Here is a 16,867-nt window from a genome sequence, read left to right on the forward strand (position 1 = left end):
GATCTACACCATGGTCACGGTGCACACTCTGCGCGAGGTCTGGGCGGGAGCACATCCCCGGGCGCGCTAACCGCCCAGATACTCCGACTCCAGCACCAGATCGGGCAGCAGGGTCTGATACTCGGCGTGGGTTTTGTGATGCTTGGTATCCCACAGCTCGCCCTGCTGCTCACGCATGTACGCCAGGTACTTCGGTGCGCCCGGCAGCTTCACGTTGTCGGCCACCACGATCGAACCGCGGTGCAACCAGCGGCGCTCGAGCAGGCTCTGCAGATCGCTCAGATAGGCGTTCTTGTCGTGGTCGAGGAACACGAAATCCAACCCGCCCGGCTCAAACCCATTGGCTGCCAACGTATCCAACGTGAGCCCGCCGTCACCGACGGTTCCGACCACACAGGTGACCCGATCGGCCACCCCGGCGTGCGTCCAGATGCGTCGGGCGATCTCGGCGTTGGTGGGGGAGAACTCGACCGAGAACACCCGGGCGGCCGGCGCGGCCCGGGCGATGCGCATCGCCCCGTAACCGCAATAGGTGCCCAGCTCCAGGGCCAGCCGCGGATTCGCTCGCGCGACCGCGGCATCGAGCAGTGCGCCCTTCTCATCGCCGACGTTGATCAGAAACGACTTCTCGTAGGCGAACCTGTCGATGGTGGCGAGCACGTCATCCAGATCGCCCGAGCGGGCATTGGCCACGACGTAATCGGCCGCCGCGGCCTCTCGTCCGTCACCCCACTGCCCGGTGCGGGCGAAGTGTCTGGCGCCGATCCCCATCCGGATGAACGACCAGCGCAACAGCGGCAGTCGCTGTTTGAGACTCATGATGCACACCATATGCACCGATTGCCCGCGGGTCTGCCCGTCCTGGCAGCCTGCCGACGTTAAACTTGCCGGGATGTGCGCCGAGACTGCGGGATGCCTGACCAGGGGTGGGGTATGAATGACGGCGGACACGACGGCCTGTTCGAGCACAACGGGCCTGAGCTCGGCCTGACCGGGCGGCCACCGCGAGACATCCCCGAACCGCAGCCCCGCTCGACGCACGGACCGGCCAAGGTCATCGCGATGTGCAACCAGAAGGGTGGGGTCGGCAAGACCACCTCGACCATCAACCTGGGCGCCAGCCTGGCCGAATACGGCCGGCGGGTGCTGCTGGTGGACCTCGACCCGCAAGGTGCGTTGTCGGCGGGCCTTGGCGTGCCGCACTACGAGCTGGACCACACCGTGCACAACCTGCTCGTCGAGCCGCGGGTGTCGATCGACCAGGTGCTGATCAAGACCCGGGTCAGCGGCCTGGATCTGGTGCCCAGCAACATCGACCTGTCGGCCGCCGAGATCCAACTGGTGAACGAGGTCGGCCGGGAGCAGTCGTTGGCCCGGGCGCTGTATCCGGTACTCGACCGCTACGACTACGTGCTGATCGACTGCCAGCCGTCGCTCGGTCTGCTCACGGTCAACGGTCTGGCCTGCGCCGACGGGGTGATCATCCCGACCGAGTGTGAATACTTCTCGCTGCGCGGCCTGGCGCTGCTGACCGACACCGTCGACAAAGTGCACGACCGGCTCAACCCGAAACTGGAGATCAGCGGCATCCTCGTCACCCGTTACGACCCACGTACGGTGAACGCGCGCGAGGTCATGGCCCGCGTCGTCGAGCGGTTCGGCGATCTGGTGTTCGACACCGTGATCACCCGGACCGTGCGCTTCCCGGAGACGAGCGTGGCCGGCGAGCCGATCACCACGTGGGCGCCCAAGTCCGGCGGCGCGGTGGCCTACCGATCGCTGGCCCGCGAAGTCATCTACCGGTTCGGCGCGTGAACGATGTCCTGAGTACCCCGTCCACTGATGGTGCCGACGCTGGTGCGAGCCCGGGGGAGACGAGCGAGCAGCAGAACCGCTTTCAGGTTCGGTTGACCAATTTCGAGGGACCGTTCGATCTGCTGCTGCAGCTGATCTTCGCCCATCGACTCGATGTCACCGAGGTGGCATTGCATCAGGTCACCGACGATTTCATCGCCTACACCAAGGAGATCGGCGCCCGGCTGGAACTCGACGAGACCACGACGTTCCTGGTGATCGCCGCCACGCTGCTCGACTTGAAGGCGGCCCGGCTGTTGCCCGCCGGCGAGGTGCACGACGAAGAGGATCTCGCGCTGCTGGAGGTTCGTGACCTGCTGTTCGCCCGCCTGCTGCAGTACCGGGCGTTCAAGAACGTCGCGCTGATGTTCGCCGAACTGGAGGCTGCGGCGCTGCGCAGCTATCCGCGTGCGGTGTCGTTGGAGGACCGTTACTCGGACCTGCTGCCCGAGGTGATGCTGGGTGTGGACGCCGGCAAGTTCGCCGAGATCGCCGCGGCCGCGCTGACCCCGCGCCCGGTGCCCACCGTGGGCACCGACCACATTCACGCGCCCAAGGTTTCGGTACCCGAGCAGGCCCATCGGATCATTGCGCTGCTCGAACAGCGGGGGATCGGCGAGTGGGCGACCTTCGCCGAACTCGTGGCCGAGTGCACCGACGGAATTCAGATCGTCGGCCGCTTCCTGGCACTGCTCGAACTGTTCCGGGCCAGGGCGGTAGCATTCGAGCAACCAGAACCGCTTGGAGTACTCCAGGTTTCGTGGACCGGAGATCGGCCGACCAGCGAACATCTGGCCACCGCTGATGCGGAAGAATAGCGAGAACTGATTAACCATGACTGACGAGATCTCCGATTCCGGAGTTCAGTCCGACGATGCCCCGGGCGAGGTGAACCCGGTCGGAGATGACCTGGGCCTCGATGTGGCGACGGTTCCCGAGCTCGAGCTCGAGGAAAGTGAGCTTGACGACAGTGAGCTGGGCGCCGTGCTCGAAGCGCTGTTGCTCGTGGTGGACACGCCGGTGACGGTGGACCAGCTGGCCTCGGCCACCGAACAGCCCGCCTATCGGGTGATGGCCAAGCTGCGTCTGATGGCCGAGGAGTTCGCGGCCCGCGACAGCGGCATCGACCTTCGTGAGGCAGCCGGCGGCTGGCGGATGTACACCCGGGCCCGTTACGCCCCGTACGTCGAGAGACTGTTGCTCGACGGCGCCCGGTCCAAGCTGACTCGCGCCGCGTTGGAGACTTTGGCCGTGGTGGCGTACCGTCAGCCGGTCACCCGGGCCCGGGTGAGCGCGGTGCGCGGCGTCAACGTGGACGCCGTGATGCGTACGTTGTTGGCGCGGGGGCTGATCACCGAGGCGGGGACCGATCCGGATTCGGGTGCGGCGACGTTCGCCACCACCGAGCTGTTCCTGGAGCGGCTCGGGTTGACCTCGCTGTCCGACCTGCCCGACATCGCGCCGCTGCTGCCCGATGTCGACGTGATCGACGACCTGAGCGAATCACTCGGTGACGAACCGCGTTTCGCGAAACTCAATGGTGGCTCACGCAGCGGTGATCAGCCGGTGGCCTTCGACGTGGACAAGGACTGACATGGCTGACGACGGTATCAGGCTGCAAAAAGTGTTGTCCCAGGCGGGAATTGCCTCCCGACGGGTGGCCGAACGGATGATCACCGACGGCCGCGTCGAGGTGGACGGCCGGCTGGTGACCGAGCTCGGCACCCGGGTCGATCCGTCGGTCGCCGAGATCCGGGTGGACGGTTCGCGCGTCGTGCTCGACGACACCCTGGTGTATCTGGCGATCAACAAGCCGCGCGGCATGCTGTCCACGATGTCCGACGAGCGGGGCCGCCCGTGTGTCGGAGACCTGGTGGAGCACCGGGTCCGGGGCAACAAGAAACTGTTCCACGTGGGCCGGCTCGACGCCGACACCGAGGGGCTGCTGCTGCTGACCAACGACGGCGAACTCGCACACCGGTTGATGCATCCGTCCTACGAGATCCCGAAAACCTATGTAGCCACCGTGATCGGCACGGTGCCCCGCGGGCTGGGCAAGAAGTTGCGTGCGGGCGTCGAATTGGACGACGGCCCAGCCCATGTCGACGACTTCGCGGTGGTGGACACCGTCCCGGGTAAGACCCTGGTGAAGGTGACGCTGCACGAGGGCCGTAACCGCATCGTGCGACGCATGTTGGCAGCGGTGGATTTCCCGGTGCAGGAACTGGTCCGCACCGACATCGGCTCGGTGGCGCTGGGGGACCAGCGTCCGGGCAGCATCAGAGCGCTCAGCCGCAAGGAAATCGGCGAGCTTTATCAGGCGGTGGGAATGTGAGCGGATCTCTGGTGGTGGCCGTCGACGGCCCGGCCGGGACCGGCAAGTCTTCGGTGTCAAGGGGTTTGGCCAAGGCCCTCGGTGCCTGCTATCTGGATACCGGTGCGATGTACCGGATTGCCACCCTGGCGGTATTGCGGGCCGGCGCGGCCCTCGACGATCCGGCGGCCATCGCCGCGGTGGCAGACGGGGCGGTGATCGGGGTCGGTTCGGATCCCGGTGAGGATCGCGCGTATCTGGCCGGTGAGGACGTCTCGGCCGAGATCCGGGGCGACGAGGTGACCCGTGCGGTGTCAGCGGTCTCGGCGGTGCCCGCGGTGCGGGCCCGGTTGGTGGACCTGCAACGCGAGTTGGCCGCCTCGGGTGGACGGGTGGTGGTCGAAGGTCGCGACATCGGAACCGTGGTGTTGCCCAAGGCCGACGTCAAGATCTTCCTCACCGCGTCGGCCGAGGAGCGGGCCCGGCGTCGCAACGCCCAGAACGTCTCCAACGGTCTGCCCGACGACTATGCGACCGTGCTGGCCGACGTGCAGCGACGCGACCACCTGGATTCGACCAGGGCGGTGTCCCCGTTGCGGGCGGCCGAGGATGCACTGGTGGTCGACACCAGCGAGATGAACCAAACACAGGTCGTGGCACACCTTCTCGACCTGGTGACCCAACATGCGGGGGTGCGGCGATGAGCGTCTCGGACGGAGACGGCACCTGGTCGGATGAAAGCGACTGGGAGCTCAGCGACGAGGTCGCCGAGGTTCTTGAGGAGGCGGCAGCGCCTCCGCCGGTGGTGGCCGTCGTCGGCCGCCCCAACGTCGGGAAATCGACGCTGGTGAACCGGATTCTGGGCCGCCGCGAAGCCGTCGTGCAGGACATCCCCGGCGTCACCCGCGACCGGGTGTCCTACGACGCCAACTGGCTGGGCCGCCGATTCATGGTGCAGGACACCGGCGGATGGGAACCCGACGCCAAGGGCTTGCAGCAACTGGTGGCCGATCAGGCGCTGGTGGCGATGCGCACCGCTGACGCGATCATCCTCGTGGTCGACGCGGTGGTCGGTGCCACCTCGGCCGACGAGGCCGCCGCCCGGATGCTGCGTAAATCGGGCAAGCCGGTGTTCCTGGCGGCCAACAAGGTTGACACCCAGCGCGGTGAAGCCGATGCCGCGGCCCTGTGGTCGCTGGGCATCGGTGAACCTCACACGATCAGCGCCATGCACGGTCGCGGCGTGGCCGACCTGCTCGACGTGGTGATGGAGAAGCTGCCCGAGGTCTCCGAGGTGGCCGGCAGCGGTGGCGGCGGCCCGCGCCGGGTGGCTCTGGTCGGCAAGCCCAACGTGGGTAAGAGCTCCCTGTTGAACCGCTTGGCCGGAGACGAGCGTTCGGTGGTGCACGACGTCGCGGGCACCACGGTGGACCCGGTCGACTCGCTCATCGAATTGGGCGGCAAGACATGGCGTTTCGTCGACACCGCCGGGCTACGTCGCAAGGTCGGGCAGGCCAGCGGGCACGAGTTCTACGCCTCGATCCGTACCCACGGCGCGATCGACGCCGCCGAAGTGGCGATCATGCTGATCGATGCCTCCCAGCCGCTGACCGAGCAGGACCTGCGGGTGCTGTCGATGGTGATCGAGGCCGGCCGCGCCCTGGTCATCGCGTTCAACAAATGGGACCTGGTCGACGAGGACCGGCGGTACCTGCTGGACAAAGAGATCGACCGGGAACTGGTGCAGGTGCAGTGGGCGCCTCGGGTCAACATCTCGGCCATGACGGGCCGCGCGGTGCAGAAGCTGGTGCCGGCCCTGGAGACCTCGCTGGCGTCCTGGGACAAGCGGATCTCGACCGGCCAGCTCAACACCTTCCTCAAAGAGGTGGTGGCCGCCACCCCGCCGCCGGTGCGCGGCGGCAAGCAACCCAAGATCCTGTTCGCCACCCAGGCCGCCACCCGGCCGCCGACGTTCGTACTGTTCACCTCCGGGTTCCTCGAGGCCGGCTACCGCCGGTTCCTGGAGCGCCGACTGCGTGAGACATTCGGCTTCGAGGGCAGCCCGGTGCGGATCAACGTGCGGGTGCGCGAGAAGAGGGGCGCACCGAAGAAGCGCTAGCACGTCGGGCCGATAGGGTGGCCCAAGTGTCCGTCACCCACATGATCCTGATCGCGTTGGCCGGTGTCGGAGCGGGTGCGATCAACGCCATCGTCGGTTCCGGCACGCTGATCACCTTTCCCACCCTGGTGGCACTCGGCTATCCGCCCGTCACCTCGACAATGTCGAATGCGATCGGCCTGGTGGCCGGCGGGGTGTCGGGCACCTGGGGTTATCGCCGCGAACTGCGTGGGCAGTGGAAGCGGCTGCGCTGGCAGATCCCGGGCTCGCTGATCGGCGCCGGGCTGGGCTCCTGGCTGCTGCTGCATCTGCCGGAGAAGGTGTTCGTCACGGTGGTGCCGGTGCTGCTGATCCTGGCACTGGTGTTGGTCGTGGTCGGCCCGCGGATCCAGGCCTGGGCCCGGCAGCGCGCCGAGGCGACCGGCCAGTCCGCCGACCATGTGAGCCCGCGCCGGATGGCCATTCTGGTGATCGGCACATTCGCCGTCGGTATCTATGGCGGCTATTTCACCGCGGCCCAGGGCATCCTGTTGATCGCGGTGATGGGCGCGCTGCTACCCGAGTCGATCCAGCGGATGAACGCCGCCAAGAACCTGCTGTCGCTGTTGGTCAACATCGTGGCGGCGCTGGCCTACACGATCGTCGCGTTTGACCGGATCAGCTGGGCCGCGGCCGGGCTGATCGCCGCTGGTTCCTTGGTCGGCGGGTTCCTCGGGGCGCATTACGGCCGCAGGCTGTCGCCGAACGCGTTGCGCGCGGTGATCGTGGTGGTGGGATTGATCGGGTTGTACCGGTTGTTGACTGTGTGAGGTCGTCGACGTGACGTCGGCGACGCTCTAGTAAGCTTTGCGAATCTGGCTCAACGCGAGGGAAGGGGTGACCGGTGGCTGAACGTGCTTACCGCACCGCACCGTCTGCCCTGGCTGCTCTCGAGCCGTTCTGGCCCTCACGCCGTTTGATGGCTTTCGACGAATGGTGTCGCGCGCGCCGCTGATCCGCGCCCGTCAGTCCGTCAGGTCGCTTGCGACCACTAATCGAAAGCAGCCGAACCTGTGCGTTCGCTACTGATCTTCACGCTCGTCGGCCTCGGGGCCCAATTGGTCGACGGCGCGCTCGGGATGGCCTTCGGCGTCACCGCCTCGACGCTGCTGGTGCTCAGCGGCGTGGCCTCGGCGCAGGCCAGCGCCGCGGTGCACCTGGCCGAGGTCGGCACCACGCTGGCGTCGGCGGTGTCGCATTGGCGGTTCAAGAACATCGACTGGCCCATGGTGGCCAAACTCGGCCTGCCGGGTGCCGCGGGTGCCTTCGCGGGTGCCACGGTGTTGTCGTCGCTGTCGACGGAATCGGCCGCACCACTGATGGCCGCGATCCTGCTGGGCATCGGTGTCTACGTGCTGTTGCGTTTCTCGCTGGGCCGGCCGCTGACGCTGGGGGAGCACGGCACCAGTCACAGCGCGAAGTTCCTTGCCCCACTGGGATTGTTCGGCGGGTTCATCGACGCATCGGGCGGCGGCGGCTGGGGCCCGGTGACCACCAGCACGCTGCTGTCCCGGGGCAAGACCGCTCCGCGCACGGTGATCGGTTCGGTGAGCACCTCGGAGTTCCTGGTGTCGGTCTCGGCGTCGATCGGCTTCCTGATCGGGCTGCGTCAGGAGTTCCTGGAGAACTGGCCCGTGGTGCTCGGTCTCATGGTCGGCGGCGTGATCGCCGCGCCCGTGGCCGCCTGGCTGGTCAGCCGGGTGAACCCGGCGCTGCTCGGCACCGCTGTCGGTGGGGTGATCCTGCTGACCAACAGCCAGAAATTGGTGCACTACTTCGGCGTCCACTGGCCGTGGTCCACCGGGATCTACACGCTCATCGTGGCGGGGTGGGCATTCCTGGTGGTTCGCGCTTGGCAGACGTCGCGGGCCCCGCGCGATGTCGACGATTCGGTGGTCACCGCGGTCGAAGAGCCGGCCGCACGCAGCTAGTCACGCCCGGTGGCCGGCTGCGGCAAACCGACGTACATCGTGTTGTGCAACGACAGCACATGATTGCGGGCAATCTCTGAGACCGCCCGGCTGTCGCGTCGGCGCAGCGCCTCCACCAGTTGCGCGTGCTCGAGGTTGGACTGGTGCAGGTAGTCGATCGGGTACGGAATGAAGTAGCGGTACAGCCTGTGCAGGACGTCGCAGTAGGTGTGCATGGCCCAGTCGAGACCGCTTGCCGCCGCGACTGATTCGTGGAACCGCTGATCGGCACGGTGGAAGCGGGTCCAGTCGGTGGCCGCGGCGGCCTCGGCGACGATCGCCGCGAGCTCATCGAGTTGCGCGTCGGTGGCGGCGTGAGCCGCAGCGGTACTGAGGGCGTCCTCGGCCAGTGCTCGCAGGTCGATGAGGCGGCGCACCTCGAGGGCATCGGCGCGGTACGTGGCCGACGGGCGATCGGTTGCCGGCGTGGCCTGGACACCGCTGACGAAGGTCCCGCCGGCTCGGCCGCGACGGCGGATCACCAGGCCCTCATCGGCCATCGTCTGCAGAGCCCGGCGGACAGTGGCGACGCTGACGTCGAGGGCTCCGGCGATGTCGGGCTCGGCGGGCAGCCGTTCCCCGCTGGCCATGAGTCCCAGCTCCATGGCCAGCTCGAGGCGGGCCCGCACCGTGTCGGCTGCGCTCAGTCGAGTGATGCCCGCGACGGCGGGGGCGCTCAGCGCCGGATGCGCCTCACCGACCTGCAACGTCATGGGCCTCAGGGTACGTCAGCTATTGCCCTATTTGTTCAAGCTGAACTAATATCTCCGCTAATTCGCTCATTCTGGGTTATTAACGCGTCGGAGGTCCTGTGTCCGGAACCATCACGGTGGCCGCGGTCCAGGCCGCGCCGCTCGACGTGGCCGGCCTGCCGGTATTCGGTCGGGAGGACACCGTCGCCCAGCTCGCCGATGACGTGCTTCGGGTGCGGTCAGCGGTGACCGGCCCGGCGCTGATCGTCTATCCCGAGATTCACCTGTTCGGTACCGAGGACACCGACATGCTGGACGCGGCCGCCGAACCACTCGACGGCCCCCTGTGCGCCGCCCTCGGTGAGGTGGCCCGCGCCGCCGACGCCTGGCTGGTTCCCGGCTCGCTGTGTGAGCGGGGAGAGAACGGCGAATTGTTCAACACCGCGCCGGTTTTCGCGCCCGACGGAAAGCTCGTAGCGTCCTACCGCAAGGTCTTCCCCTGGCGGCCGTTCGAGAAGTACGCGGCCGGCGATCGTTTCGTCACCGTCGAGCTTCCCGGCGTCGGTCGGCTCGGCTTGTCCATCTGTTACGACGCCTGGTTCCCGGAGGTGAGCCGCCATCTGGCCTGGATGGGCGCCGACGTGATCGTGAACGTCGTCAAGACCACCACCGACGACCGGAGCCAAGAGTTGGTGCTCGCCCGCGCCAATTCCATTGTGAACCAGGTGTTCACGGTGAGCGTCAACTGCGCCGGTCCGATCGGCAAGGGCCGCAGCATCATCGTCGACCCGGAAGGTGATGTGCTCCAAGAGAACTCAGACGCCGCCCCGGGTGTGCTCTACCAGAGCATCGACTTCGGAGCCGTCGCCGCCGTACGTGAGCGCGGCACCGCCGGCACCAACCGCATGTGGGAGCAGTTCGGGCCGTCGGACCGCCCGATCGCACTTCCGCTGTACGAGGGCCGCATCGACCCACGCAGCTGGTCACCGTCGAACCGCCCGGCCAACTGAAAGGCACCGCCATGACACCACCATCCGCCGGGCAGCCGACTCTGGTGCGCGCCCTCGGGTTGCGCTCGTTGGTGCTCTTCGGGCTGGCCTACATGACGCCGTTGATCGTGCTCGGCATCTTCGGGGTGGTGGCCTCCACCACCTCCGGCGCGTCCGCGTCGGCCTACTTGATCGCGTTGGCGGCCATGCTGTTCACCGCATCCAGCTACGGCCGGATGGCGTCCGCCTACCCGGTGTCGGGATCGGCCTACACCTACGTGCGCCGCACCATCGACGCACGCGTCGGATTCCTCACCGGCTGGGCGGTATTGCTGGACTACCTGTTTCTGCCCATGGTCATCTGGCTGATCGGAGCGGCATATCTCGACGCCCAGTTCCCGGGAGTTCCCGGCTGGCTGTGGGTGCTGGCCTTCATCCTCGTCACCACCGTGCTCAACGTCGTCGGCATCAAAGTCGCCGACAAGGCCAACTACCTGTTGATGGCGTTCCAACTGCTCGTCATCGGGTTGTTCGTGGCACTGTCGGTGGCCTCGGTCGTCCGCAGCAGCGGTGCCGGCGGGCTGGTCAGTGCGGGCCCGTTCACCGGGATCGGCGCCAGCATCGGGGGAGTGACGGCCGGTGCGGCCATCGCGGCCTACTCGTTCCTGGGGTTCGACGCCGTCACCACCTTCACCGAGGAAGCCATCGAGCCGCGCAAGAACATGCCGCGCGCCATCCTGCTGATCGCACTGATCGGCGGCACCATCTTCCTGGTCATCGCATTCACCACCCAATTGGTGCATCCGGGTGGGGAATTCGCCGATTCCTCGTCGGCCGCCCTGGAGATCGCCAAGCAGATCGGCGGCAACCTATTCGGGGCGGTGTTCCTCGCCGGCCTGATCCTCGCCCAGTTCGCGTCCGGCATCGCCGCCCAGGCCTCCGCGTCGCGGCTGCTGTTCGCCATGGGGCGCGACGGCACCCTGCCCCGGTCGGTATTCGGAACCCTGAGCGCCAAATTCCGCACCCCGGCAGCCAACCTGGTGATGGTTGGCGCGGTGGGCCTGTTGGCCATGTTCCTCGACGTGGCGACCTCGACGTCGTTCATCAACTTCGGGGCGTTCGTGGCGTTCACCCTCGTGAACGTGTCGGTCATCGTCTACTACTTCCGCCACCGGGCCGCCGGCGAGACGCGTAACCCTCTGCTCTACGTCGTGGCACCGGGAATCGGCGCGGTCATCACGTCGTATCTGCTGCTGCAACTCGACACCCGGGCGATCGTCCTGGGGCTGTGCTGGCTGGGACTCGGGATCGTCGTGCTGGCTGTGACGAGTCGCGGTTTCAAGAAGTTGCCGCCGGAGATCGCGGTCGACGAAGCCGAGTCTGCCACCGCCCAAACCACCGTGTAGTGAGGGCTGAGGTGTGACCGCTGGGGCGGATTAGAACAAGGGCGGGAGCCTACGGTAAGCTTTCGACTCGCTGCCGGTGCAAGCCGGAAGCACGCGGGCTGTGGCGCAGCTTGGTAGCGCACTTGACTGGGGGTCAAGTGGTCGCAGGTTCAAATCCTGTCAGCCCGACAAGAAAAACCCTCTCCGGCCAGCATCGGAGGGGCCTCTTCGTTTCTGGGGTCGGGGAGCAGTCGGCGTGTTGACACGAGATGACACTCAACGTCGGTTATCGGTTCTACTCTTCCGGCCATGGCTCGGATCCCCGACTACGTCAAGGTCGTCACCACACCCAGCGGCTCCACCCCTACCAGGCTGGGCGGCGCTACGGCCGAAGCCGCCCACGAAGAAGAGGAAGAAGGAGTACGCATCGCTGCGAACGTCAGCGCCATGCCCCGCCTTCCCCTTACGCTGCGGTGAGACCCACAACGCAGCGGTGTCTCGCCGGCCGGGATCAGCGGCCCCACCGCCTCGACAACCCGAAGCGGGAGAGTCGGAGCAGGCCTCTGATGAGTCGACGACGGACGATGGGGAGCAGAGGTGCTCCTTCCGATCTCTACGCACGCGGCCACTCGGGCCGCTGCACGTGCGCAGCGTGCCTCGGCATGGGGTTCCCGTCCAGAGGGCGCAGCAAGGAGCCGGATGAACCGCCGAAGCTGTGCCCGACCTGCCGCATCGAGTTGCCGGTCACCGGCGAGTGTGACAGTTGCTCGTAGCCGGATCGCCTCGAGCCCCAACGCGGCGTCGGCCCCTTCCCTTACGCTGCCCTCACCATGCAGAGCAAGAAGCCGTGGCGCCCGAACCCGAAGCTTGACGAGATCGCCGCCGTGGTGGCCCGCGTCGAGCTGCTCCCCGCCGACCGTCCGCTCACCGCGGGGGAAATCCGGATGCTCGACAGCCTTGCGGCCCGGCTGCGGAGACGGTCTCTGAACGACCGGTCCGAGGAGCTCCTCGACCTTCTGCGCCGCGTGTCCACCGTCCGTACCCGGAACCGTGAGTCTGGCGTTCCCACGGCCGACGCGAAGCGCCCGCCGAAGAAAGGTCGGGGAGGAGTCGGTCAGATGCACCGCGAACTGTCCGAGTTGGCGGCCAAGCACCCGCTCGGACCCGAGAACCTCGGGCGACTCCATGAGATCGTGAACGAGGCGGCACTCCTCGTCGAAAAGGGTCCCGCGTACCAGCGTCTCTACGAGCGGGCGCTGCAGATCCAGAAAAAGGCCCTGCGACCGCCGCATCAGACGACGGCGACCGGCAAGTCCCGTGGTCTCGTCAAGAACCCGGAGTTGTTGTATGGCGGCCGTGAGGTGCTCGGCGGGGCACCGTCGACGGGGCGCAGGCGCTGACGGTGTCCGATGCCAACCCGTCGGCGCCCGCCGGGTCTCAACCCGCCAGGCCACGCGGTTGACACCTCCGCCGTTGAGGTTCGCGAGCGCCGCGCCGCGACCGCACGCCGGTACCAACCCGAACACGTTCAACTGCTCCTGGTAGCGCAAGCTCCGCCCGACGCCGACGATCGCTATTTCTACTTCCCGGGCGTGGCGCAGCACGACTGGCTGTTCTGGGCGGTCGTGCGGGCGCTCCTGCCGGGCGCCGGACTCACCAGGGACCACAAGCCGGCCCTGCTGGAGCAGCTGCGCGACCGTGGTGTGTTCCTGATCGATCTGAAGCCCGATCCCATCGTGAACAGCCGGGCCAGCTTGTTGGAGCTGAGGCCGCACGTTCCGGCGCTGCTGGATCGGATCGCTGAATTACAGCCCGAGCGCATCATCTTGATCAAGGTCGACGTGTACGACGCGGCGTACCCCGCGTTGGCGGCCGGGGGCCTGCCCGTCAGCAAGGTCCGTGTCCCGTTCCCGTCGCATGGGCAGCAGGAGAAGTTCAGGGTGGCGTTCGGGCGGGCACTGGCTGGCGGGTGATCCCTCGTCTATGTCGCACCCGCCGTGCAACGCTTAGGTCCGTGACTGACGACGCTGCCCCCCTGGGGCAACCGCCCGATGCGGATTGGGATGACCCACAGCGGTTCGAAGGCGTGGTGGGCGTCCTCATTCGTCCTCCCGTACCTGCTTCCCCTCGAACCGCAGGCGGTGCCCATCGGCGTCGATGACTACTACCTTCGAGTCCGCGGGGTGACGCCAGCTGAATTCGATGACGCCTGGATGCAGATGCCGTTCAGCTGCTTGACGATGTGGTCGGTCGAGTCTGGTGGGGTTGACCCCGTCGTTGAAGACACGACGCTGGCATCGGCTGCTCTGGCCCGCGTCACCGGTCAGGAGCCGCAGCCATCTCCGCAGCACGACGACGGGCGCCAGCGATCGGCGGTCGTTGTTCTGATTCCCGTGAAGAGCCGGACCGCCGCCCTCATGCCGCCACACGACGGCAAGGTGGATCCGCTCACCCTCGCCCACTGGCTGATCGCCGACGCTGTCCGATCGTTGCGGATCGCCTCGATGGCCCCCATCCCGGATCTGCACTACCGGTCGTTGAACCCGATCGTGCCCGCTGCGTTCGGGTCGGTGGGCGAAGGCGGGCTGGTCAACTTCGATCAGAAGCAGACCGCCATTCTGCTGGACCACCTGCCCGCACGCCTCACCACAGTGCCGCCGGTCGATCAGGCCGAAGTGGGCAGAGTATTCGGGGAACTCGGCGGCCATGAGCTCACCGCGGACTGGGTGCTCACTGTCCCCGAACCGATGAACTTCCGCATCGACCAGGACGCGGGCTCGTCGCGGGCGGTGTTCTGGCGGCCGGGCCTGACGGCGATGTTCGCCCCGTGGGGCAACCCGAGGGGGGACACGCCCCCGCCGAGCGCCTGCAGCAGGTTCGGGGTCATGTCTCGCCGCACGGATTCGACCACACCGAGTGGTCGGAAGACAGTGCGCACTACCTCACGTACCGCCTCGCCGAAGGGGCCGGCGACGCGAGGCTGCCTGCGCTCTACGGCTTCGTGGTGAGCACCGCTGGCCACGCAGCTGGCCGTGTACTTCGACAGCGGAGACGACCTGGCATCGGCGCAGGCACTGGTGCGGTCGATCACGAGCAGACGGTGAGCGGGTTCACTCGGCCGGAGGCTCCCGCCGAACTTGCTCCTGCTCGGTATCCGCTCGGTTCCCGACGTCAGTCCGGCTGAGCCTCGTACCACTGCTCGCCGGTGCCGAGTTCACGGACATCGACGCCGCTGGAGGTGACGAGCTCCTCAGGTGCAACGAAGTACGCCATGCCGGTCGGATCCCCGGTGTACCAGTACAACCAGCGCTGCGCGCAGCCACGTCGCGCGGCGATCGTCGCGAACCGGGAAAGAATGCGTTCCAGGCTGGCCGACGCCCGGCTGCCCTCACCGTCGATGTCGCGGGCCATGAAGTCGTCCCCGTCGAGTTCGACGAACACTTTCCCGTCGTGGACACGGATCGGTCCACGCTCCACGACTACGCCCCCGTGGGCCATGGCCGCCACCATGCCGCCGATCAAATCTTCGGCCCACTCTTCGGCTTCTTCCTGAGGTGCGAAGTCGCCTTCGATGTACACCCCTCTGGCCTGGTGGTCGTTGCTCCACTCACCGAAGAGCTTGTAGGCCAACGTTTCATCCATCATGGCGCTCCTCGTAGGTCGATGTAGCATCCGTCGGCGGTGTACCCCTCGACCGGCCGCAGTTCGTAGCCGTCACCGATCGTGTCGGTCCTGTAGAACCGCTCGAACATCTCGGCTGCCTCCTCCGCGGTGAACATCTCGTGGCGGCTGATCGTCTGCGTGCTACGCGGCAGCACGATGTCCACGTCGGGCTCGGCCGGTCCCGTATGTGGGTGGCCGACGACCGATCGCACCGACACAGCGCCGATGTCGGCTCCGCCGGGACGGCAGAACTCGATCACCATGGTCTCGGCCGTGCCGGCGGCTTGCAGGTACAGCGATTTCGAGAAGTCGGCCGGAGCACCGGCCGGCGGGCGGGCGCTGAGCACGATGGCCCACGGGTCTGCGCCGTCCATACTCCGCAGGTGGTGGTCGATGATGCCCGGGTGGTGTTCCCGGATCAGATCGCTCGATATGGTGCGCTGGGTCTCGCACAGCACTTGGTAGTCGTGGGTGGGAGTCAGGCTCGCCGTGAACGCCGCGTACGCCGCAGGACCTTTCGCGTAGGCGGCCAGGTACTTGAGCACGTCGACCGTCGAAGACATCCCACCCCGCTCGCCGCGGGCGATCGCATCATCGGCCACCCGGGCCGCGTCGGCGTTGCGGCCAGCGGCGATCAGCGCGGTGACGGTGCGGGTCAGGGCCCGGCTCGGAGCTATTCCGTCGGGTGAGTGTTCCACAACCGCTGCGTAGTCGGCGTCCGTCGGATGCGCGGAGATGAACTCGGCGCGGATACGGTCGAACTCGTCGAGCACCGGATCCCAGTCCGGCTCGTCGGTCGGAGAGACGTCCCAATGGCCGCTGCCGATCCGCAGCGGCTGGACCTTGAAGGCACCGTTGACGCGGCGGTTGATCCGCATCTGCCGTCCCATCACCACGTCGGGCATGAAGGCGGCCGACAGGATCTCGTCGACGGCGAGCGGCTTGACGTCGACGGTCCAGGTGATCCGGAGCCGGTCGGGGTCCTTGTCCGGATGGAACACCTGCGGGTAGAAGAGTTCCGTCACGTAGACGTCGTCGAGGATGAACCCGGTCGCGCTGACGAACCGCATGCCGTGGCCCTTGCACGCGGGCCGCAGCGCGTCGTTCCACGCCCGAAGGATCGGCGATCCCTTTGCCACGGTTCCCCCTCACTGCGGTCCCCCGACCGCTACCGCAGAAGTACATCAGACGGCGCCGTCGGTGGTGCGGGTGCTGCACCGCATCCTCGACCCGCAACTGCGCAGCCTCGAGGCGAAGGCGCTGACTGAAGAGATGGCCCTCAATCCCGTCAAGGAGTTGCAGTTCTTGAAGCCGGACCACCGCGGGGCGCGCCACGTGCCAGTGGGCAAGCAAAGTCGGGAAGCTCTTGAGGCGATGGTCAGTCGCACGGGGTGGGTACTTGATTCGGCCACCAGCGGGTGCTTCAACGTAGTTTGACTTGGTGTCCGTCCGGCTGCGCGGGCCCACCCAAACGCTGAATCATGCTGTCGGAGTTCCCGCGTTAGCGGACCCAATCAGAGCCTCAGTAAGACGCGAGATCCGTCTGGGCGCTTCACCGCAACCTCCAGCTCCCCACCGGTGGCCTCCACGTACTTACGGAGTGTGTCGACCCGGCTGGTGCCCAGGTCGCCGTGCTCCATTTGGGAAACGCGGTTCTGCCCGACACCGATGGCTGCGGCGAGCGCGGTCTGGGTGTAACCGGCGTCTTCCCGCAATTCGCGAAGGCGGTACTGCGCAACCTCGCGATCCATCTCTTCCTTGATTGCGTCGATGCGGGCCCGGTTGCCCGGACGGCGACGGCGAAGATCATCGAGCGTGGTCATCGTTTCTTCCCCTTTCTTG

At 67.1% G+C, this 16,867-nt stretch carries 21 protein-coding genes and 1 tRNA gene; 17 read left to right on the plus strand and 5 right to left on the minus strand.

The window, feature by feature from the left end:
- Window positions 1–70: hypothetical protein (locus tag A5733_RS28050; protein ID WP_233152800.1), on the plus strand; the 70-nt coding region annotated here is incomplete at its 5' end.
- Here A5733_RS28050 and A5733_RS26385 read toward each other — a convergent pair.
- Complete coding sequence (locus A5733_RS26385) at window positions 67–819, minus strand: O-methyltransferase (protein WP_076242248.1); 753 nt, start codon at window positions 817–819, stop codon at window positions 67–69. The two genes, A5733_RS28050 and A5733_RS26385, sit on opposite strands and share 4 nt — an antisense overlap.
- 114 nt (window positions 820–933) lie before the next feature.
- On the opposite strand from A5733_RS26385, the gene A5733_RS26390 reads away from it, so the two are divergent.
- The 8 genes from A5733_RS26390 to A5733_RS26425 all read left to right on the plus strand — a co-directional run bounded on the left by A5733_RS26390 (window position 934) and on the right by A5733_RS26425 (window position 8,257).
- Window positions 934–1,815, plus strand: a complete 882-nt coding sequence (locus tag A5733_RS26390; protein WP_067770543.1) for a ParA family protein — start codon at window positions 934–936, stop codon at window positions 1,813–1,815.
- Between the two features lie 92 nt (window positions 1,816–1,907).
- Window positions 1,908–2,672: a segregation/condensation protein A gene (locus A5733_RS26395; RefSeq protein WP_231965724.1), complete on the plus strand. Its 765-nt coding sequence runs from the start codon at window positions 1,908–1,910 to the stop codon at window positions 2,670–2,672.
- 16 nt (window positions 2,673–2,688) lie between these two features.
- A complete protein-coding gene (scpB, locus tag A5733_RS26400) occupies window positions 2,689–3,447 on the plus strand; it encodes an SMC-Scp complex subunit ScpB (protein ID WP_076242226.1) in 759 nt (252 codons plus the stop codon).
- Between the two features lies 1 nt (window position 3,448).
- Window positions 3,449–4,189 carry a pseudouridine synthase gene (locus tag A5733_RS26405; protein WP_076242227.1) on the plus strand — a complete coding sequence of 247 codons (741 nt, stop codon included), beginning with the start codon at window positions 3,449–3,451 and terminating at the stop codon, window positions 4,187–4,189.
- A complete protein-coding gene (gene cmk, locus A5733_RS26410; RefSeq protein ID WP_076242228.1) occupies window positions 4,186–4,872 on the plus strand; it encodes a (d)CMP kinase in 687 nt (228 codons plus the stop codon). The genes A5733_RS26405 and cmk overlap by 4 nt, the downstream gene beginning before the upstream one ends.
- On the plus strand, window positions 4,869–6,287 hold the full coding sequence (gene der / locus A5733_RS26415) for a ribosome biogenesis GTPase Der (RefSeq protein WP_067770536.1): 1,419 nt from the start codon (window positions 4,869–4,871) through the stop codon (window positions 6,285–6,287). The genes cmk and der overlap by 4 nt, the downstream gene beginning before the upstream one ends.
- 41 nt (window positions 6,288–6,328) lie before the next feature.
- Window positions 6,329–7,096 carry a sulfite exporter TauE/SafE family protein gene (locus A5733_RS26420; RefSeq protein WP_067768167.1) on the plus strand — a complete coding sequence of 256 codons (768 nt, stop codon included), beginning with the start codon at window positions 6,329–6,331 and terminating at the stop codon, window positions 7,094–7,096.
- A gap of 243 nt (window positions 7,097–7,339) precedes the next feature.
- Window positions 7,340–8,257 carry a sulfite exporter TauE/SafE family protein gene (locus tag A5733_RS26425; protein ID WP_076242229.1) on the plus strand — a complete coding sequence of 306 codons (918 nt, stop codon included), beginning with the start codon at window positions 7,340–7,342 and terminating at the stop codon, window positions 8,255–8,257.
- Here the strand turns inward: A5733_RS26425 and A5733_RS26430 are convergent.
- Window positions 8,254–9,009: a FadR/GntR family transcriptional regulator gene (locus A5733_RS26430; protein WP_076242230.1), complete on the minus strand. Its 756-nt coding sequence runs from the start codon at window positions 9,007–9,009 to the stop codon at window positions 8,254–8,256. The two genes, A5733_RS26425 and A5733_RS26430, sit on opposite strands and share 4 nt — an antisense overlap.
- A gap of 98 nt (window positions 9,010–9,107) precedes the next feature.
- Between A5733_RS26430 and A5733_RS26435 the strand changes: the two genes are divergently transcribed.
- From A5733_RS26435 to A5733_RS28055, 7 genes are all read left to right on the plus strand, one after another.
- The gene (locus tag A5733_RS26435) at window positions 9,108–9,998 is read left to right on the plus strand and encodes a carbon-nitrogen hydrolase family protein (RefSeq protein ID WP_076242231.1); all 891 of its coding nucleotides are present in this window, start codon (window positions 9,108–9,110) and stop codon (window positions 9,996–9,998) included.
- A gap of 11 nt (window positions 9,999–10,009) precedes the next feature.
- Entirely contained in the window at window positions 10,010–11,383 is a 1,374-nt protein-coding gene (locus A5733_RS26440; protein WP_076242232.1) for an APC family permease, read from the plus strand.
- Window positions 11,384–11,477: 94 nt separating this feature from the next.
- A tRNA-Pro gene (locus A5733_RS26445) sits at window positions 11,478–11,551 on the plus strand.
- Between the two features lie 120 nt (window positions 11,552–11,671).
- Window positions 11,672–11,839, plus strand: coding sequence for a hypothetical protein (locus A5733_RS27620; protein ID WP_157561153.1), 168 nt, complete (start codon window positions 11,672–11,674; stop codon window positions 11,837–11,839).
- 353 nt (window positions 11,840–12,192) lie between these two features.
- The gene (locus A5733_RS26450; RefSeq protein WP_076242233.1) at window positions 12,193–12,762 is read left to right on the plus strand and encodes a hypothetical protein; all 570 of its coding nucleotides are present in this window, start codon (window positions 12,193–12,195) and stop codon (window positions 12,760–12,762) included.
- A 9-nt stretch (window positions 12,763–12,771) separates the two neighbouring features.
- Entirely contained in the window at window positions 12,772–13,335 is a 564-nt protein-coding gene (locus tag A5733_RS26455; protein ID WP_233152798.1) for a hypothetical protein, read from the plus strand.
- A 90-nt stretch (window positions 13,336–13,425) separates the two neighbouring features.
- Window positions 13,426–14,370, plus strand: coding sequence for a hypothetical protein (locus A5733_RS28055; RefSeq protein WP_233152799.1), 945 nt, complete (start codon window positions 13,426–13,428; stop codon window positions 14,368–14,370).
- Between the two features lie 163 nt (window positions 14,371–14,533).
- On the opposite strand, the gene A5733_RS26465 is transcribed toward A5733_RS28055, so the two are convergent.
- The gene (locus tag A5733_RS26465; RefSeq protein ID WP_067768116.1) at window positions 14,534–15,004 is read right to left on the minus strand and encodes a hypothetical protein; all 471 of its coding nucleotides are present in this window, start codon (window positions 15,002–15,004) and stop codon (window positions 14,534–14,536) included.
- On the minus strand, window positions 15,004–16,164 hold the full coding sequence (locus A5733_RS26470; RefSeq protein WP_142254229.1) for a hypothetical protein: 1,161 nt from the start codon (window positions 16,162–16,164) through the stop codon (window positions 15,004–15,006). Before A5733_RS26470 ends, A5733_RS26465 begins: the two co-directional genes overlap by 1 nt.
- Window positions 16,165–16,225: 61 nt before the next feature.
- On the opposite strand from A5733_RS26470, the gene A5733_RS26475 reads away from it, so the two are divergent.
- The gene (locus tag A5733_RS26475) at window positions 16,226–16,462 is read left to right on the plus strand and encodes a hypothetical protein (protein WP_142254230.1); all 237 of its coding nucleotides are present in this window, start codon (window positions 16,226–16,228) and stop codon (window positions 16,460–16,462) included.
- Window positions 16,463–16,539: 77 nt separating this feature from the next.
- Here the strand turns inward: A5733_RS26475 and A5733_RS26480 are convergent, their stop codons facing one another.
- Window positions 16,540–16,848 carry a helix-turn-helix transcriptional regulator gene (locus A5733_RS26480; protein WP_067768122.1) on the minus strand — a complete coding sequence of 103 codons (309 nt, stop codon included), beginning with the start codon at window positions 16,846–16,848 and terminating at the stop codon, window positions 16,540–16,542.
- Window positions 16,849–16,867 lie beyond the last annotated feature (19 nt).

This window comes from Mycobacterium sp. NS-7484 (assembly GCF_001953975.1).
In the GTDB taxonomy this organism is placed as follows: Bacteria; Actinomycetota; Actinomycetes; order Mycobacteriales; family Mycobacteriaceae; genus Mycobacterium.

What these genes read in the sequence shown, in the direction of transcription:
- A5733_RS26480 (WP_067768122.1), bottom strand. Translation starts at nt 16,848, where the DNA reads ATGACCACGCTCGATGATCTTCGCCGTCGCCGTCCGGGCAACCGGGCC.
- A5733_RS26455 (WP_233152798.1), top strand. Translation starts at nt 12,772, where the DNA reads ATGCCAACCCGTCGGCGCCCGCCGGGTCTCAACCCGCCAGGCCACGCG.
- A5733_RS26465 (WP_067768116.1), bottom strand. Translation starts at nt 15,004, where the DNA reads ATGGATGAAACGTTGGCCTACAAGCTCTTCGGTGAGTGGAGCAACGAC.
- A5733_RS26405 (WP_076242227.1), top strand. Translation starts at nt 3,449, where the DNA reads ATGGCTGACGACGGTATCAGGCTGCAAAAAGTGTTGTCCCAGGCGGGA.
- A5733_RS26420 (WP_067768167.1), top strand. Translation starts at nt 6,329, where the DNA reads ATGATCCTGATCGCGTTGGCCGGTGTCGGAGCGGGTGCGATCAACGCC.
- A5733_RS27620 (WP_157561153.1), top strand. Translation starts at nt 11,672, where the DNA reads ATGGCTCGGATCCCCGACTACGTCAAGGTCGTCACCACACCCAGCGGC.
- A5733_RS26390 (WP_067770543.1), top strand. Translation starts at nt 934, where the DNA reads ATGAATGACGGCGGACACGACGGCCTGTTCGAGCACAACGGGCCTGAG.
- A5733_RS26430 (WP_076242230.1), bottom strand. Translation starts at nt 9,009, where the DNA reads ATGACGTTGCAGGTCGGTGAGGCGCATCCGGCGCTGAGCGCCCCCGCC.
- A5733_RS28055 (WP_233152799.1), top strand. Translation starts at nt 13,426, where the DNA reads ATGACCCACAGCGGTTCGAAGGCGTGGTGGGCGTCCTCATTCGTCCTC.
- A5733_RS26440 (WP_076242232.1), top strand. Translation starts at nt 10,010, where the DNA reads ATGACACCACCATCCGCCGGGCAGCCGACTCTGGTGCGCGCCCTCGGG.
- A5733_RS26450 (WP_076242233.1), top strand. Translation starts at nt 12,193, where the DNA reads ATGCAGAGCAAGAAGCCGTGGCGCCCGAACCCGAAGCTTGACGAGATC.
- der (WP_067770536.1), top strand. Translation starts at nt 4,869, where the DNA reads ATGAGCGTCTCGGACGGAGACGGCACCTGGTCGGATGAAAGCGACTGG.
- A5733_RS26385 (WP_076242248.1), bottom strand. Translation starts at nt 819, where the DNA reads ATGAGTCTCAAACAGCGACTGCCGCTGTTGCGCTGGTCGTTCATCCGG.
- scpB (WP_076242226.1), top strand. Translation starts at nt 2,689, where the DNA reads ATGACTGACGAGATCTCCGATTCCGGAGTTCAGTCCGACGATGCCCCG.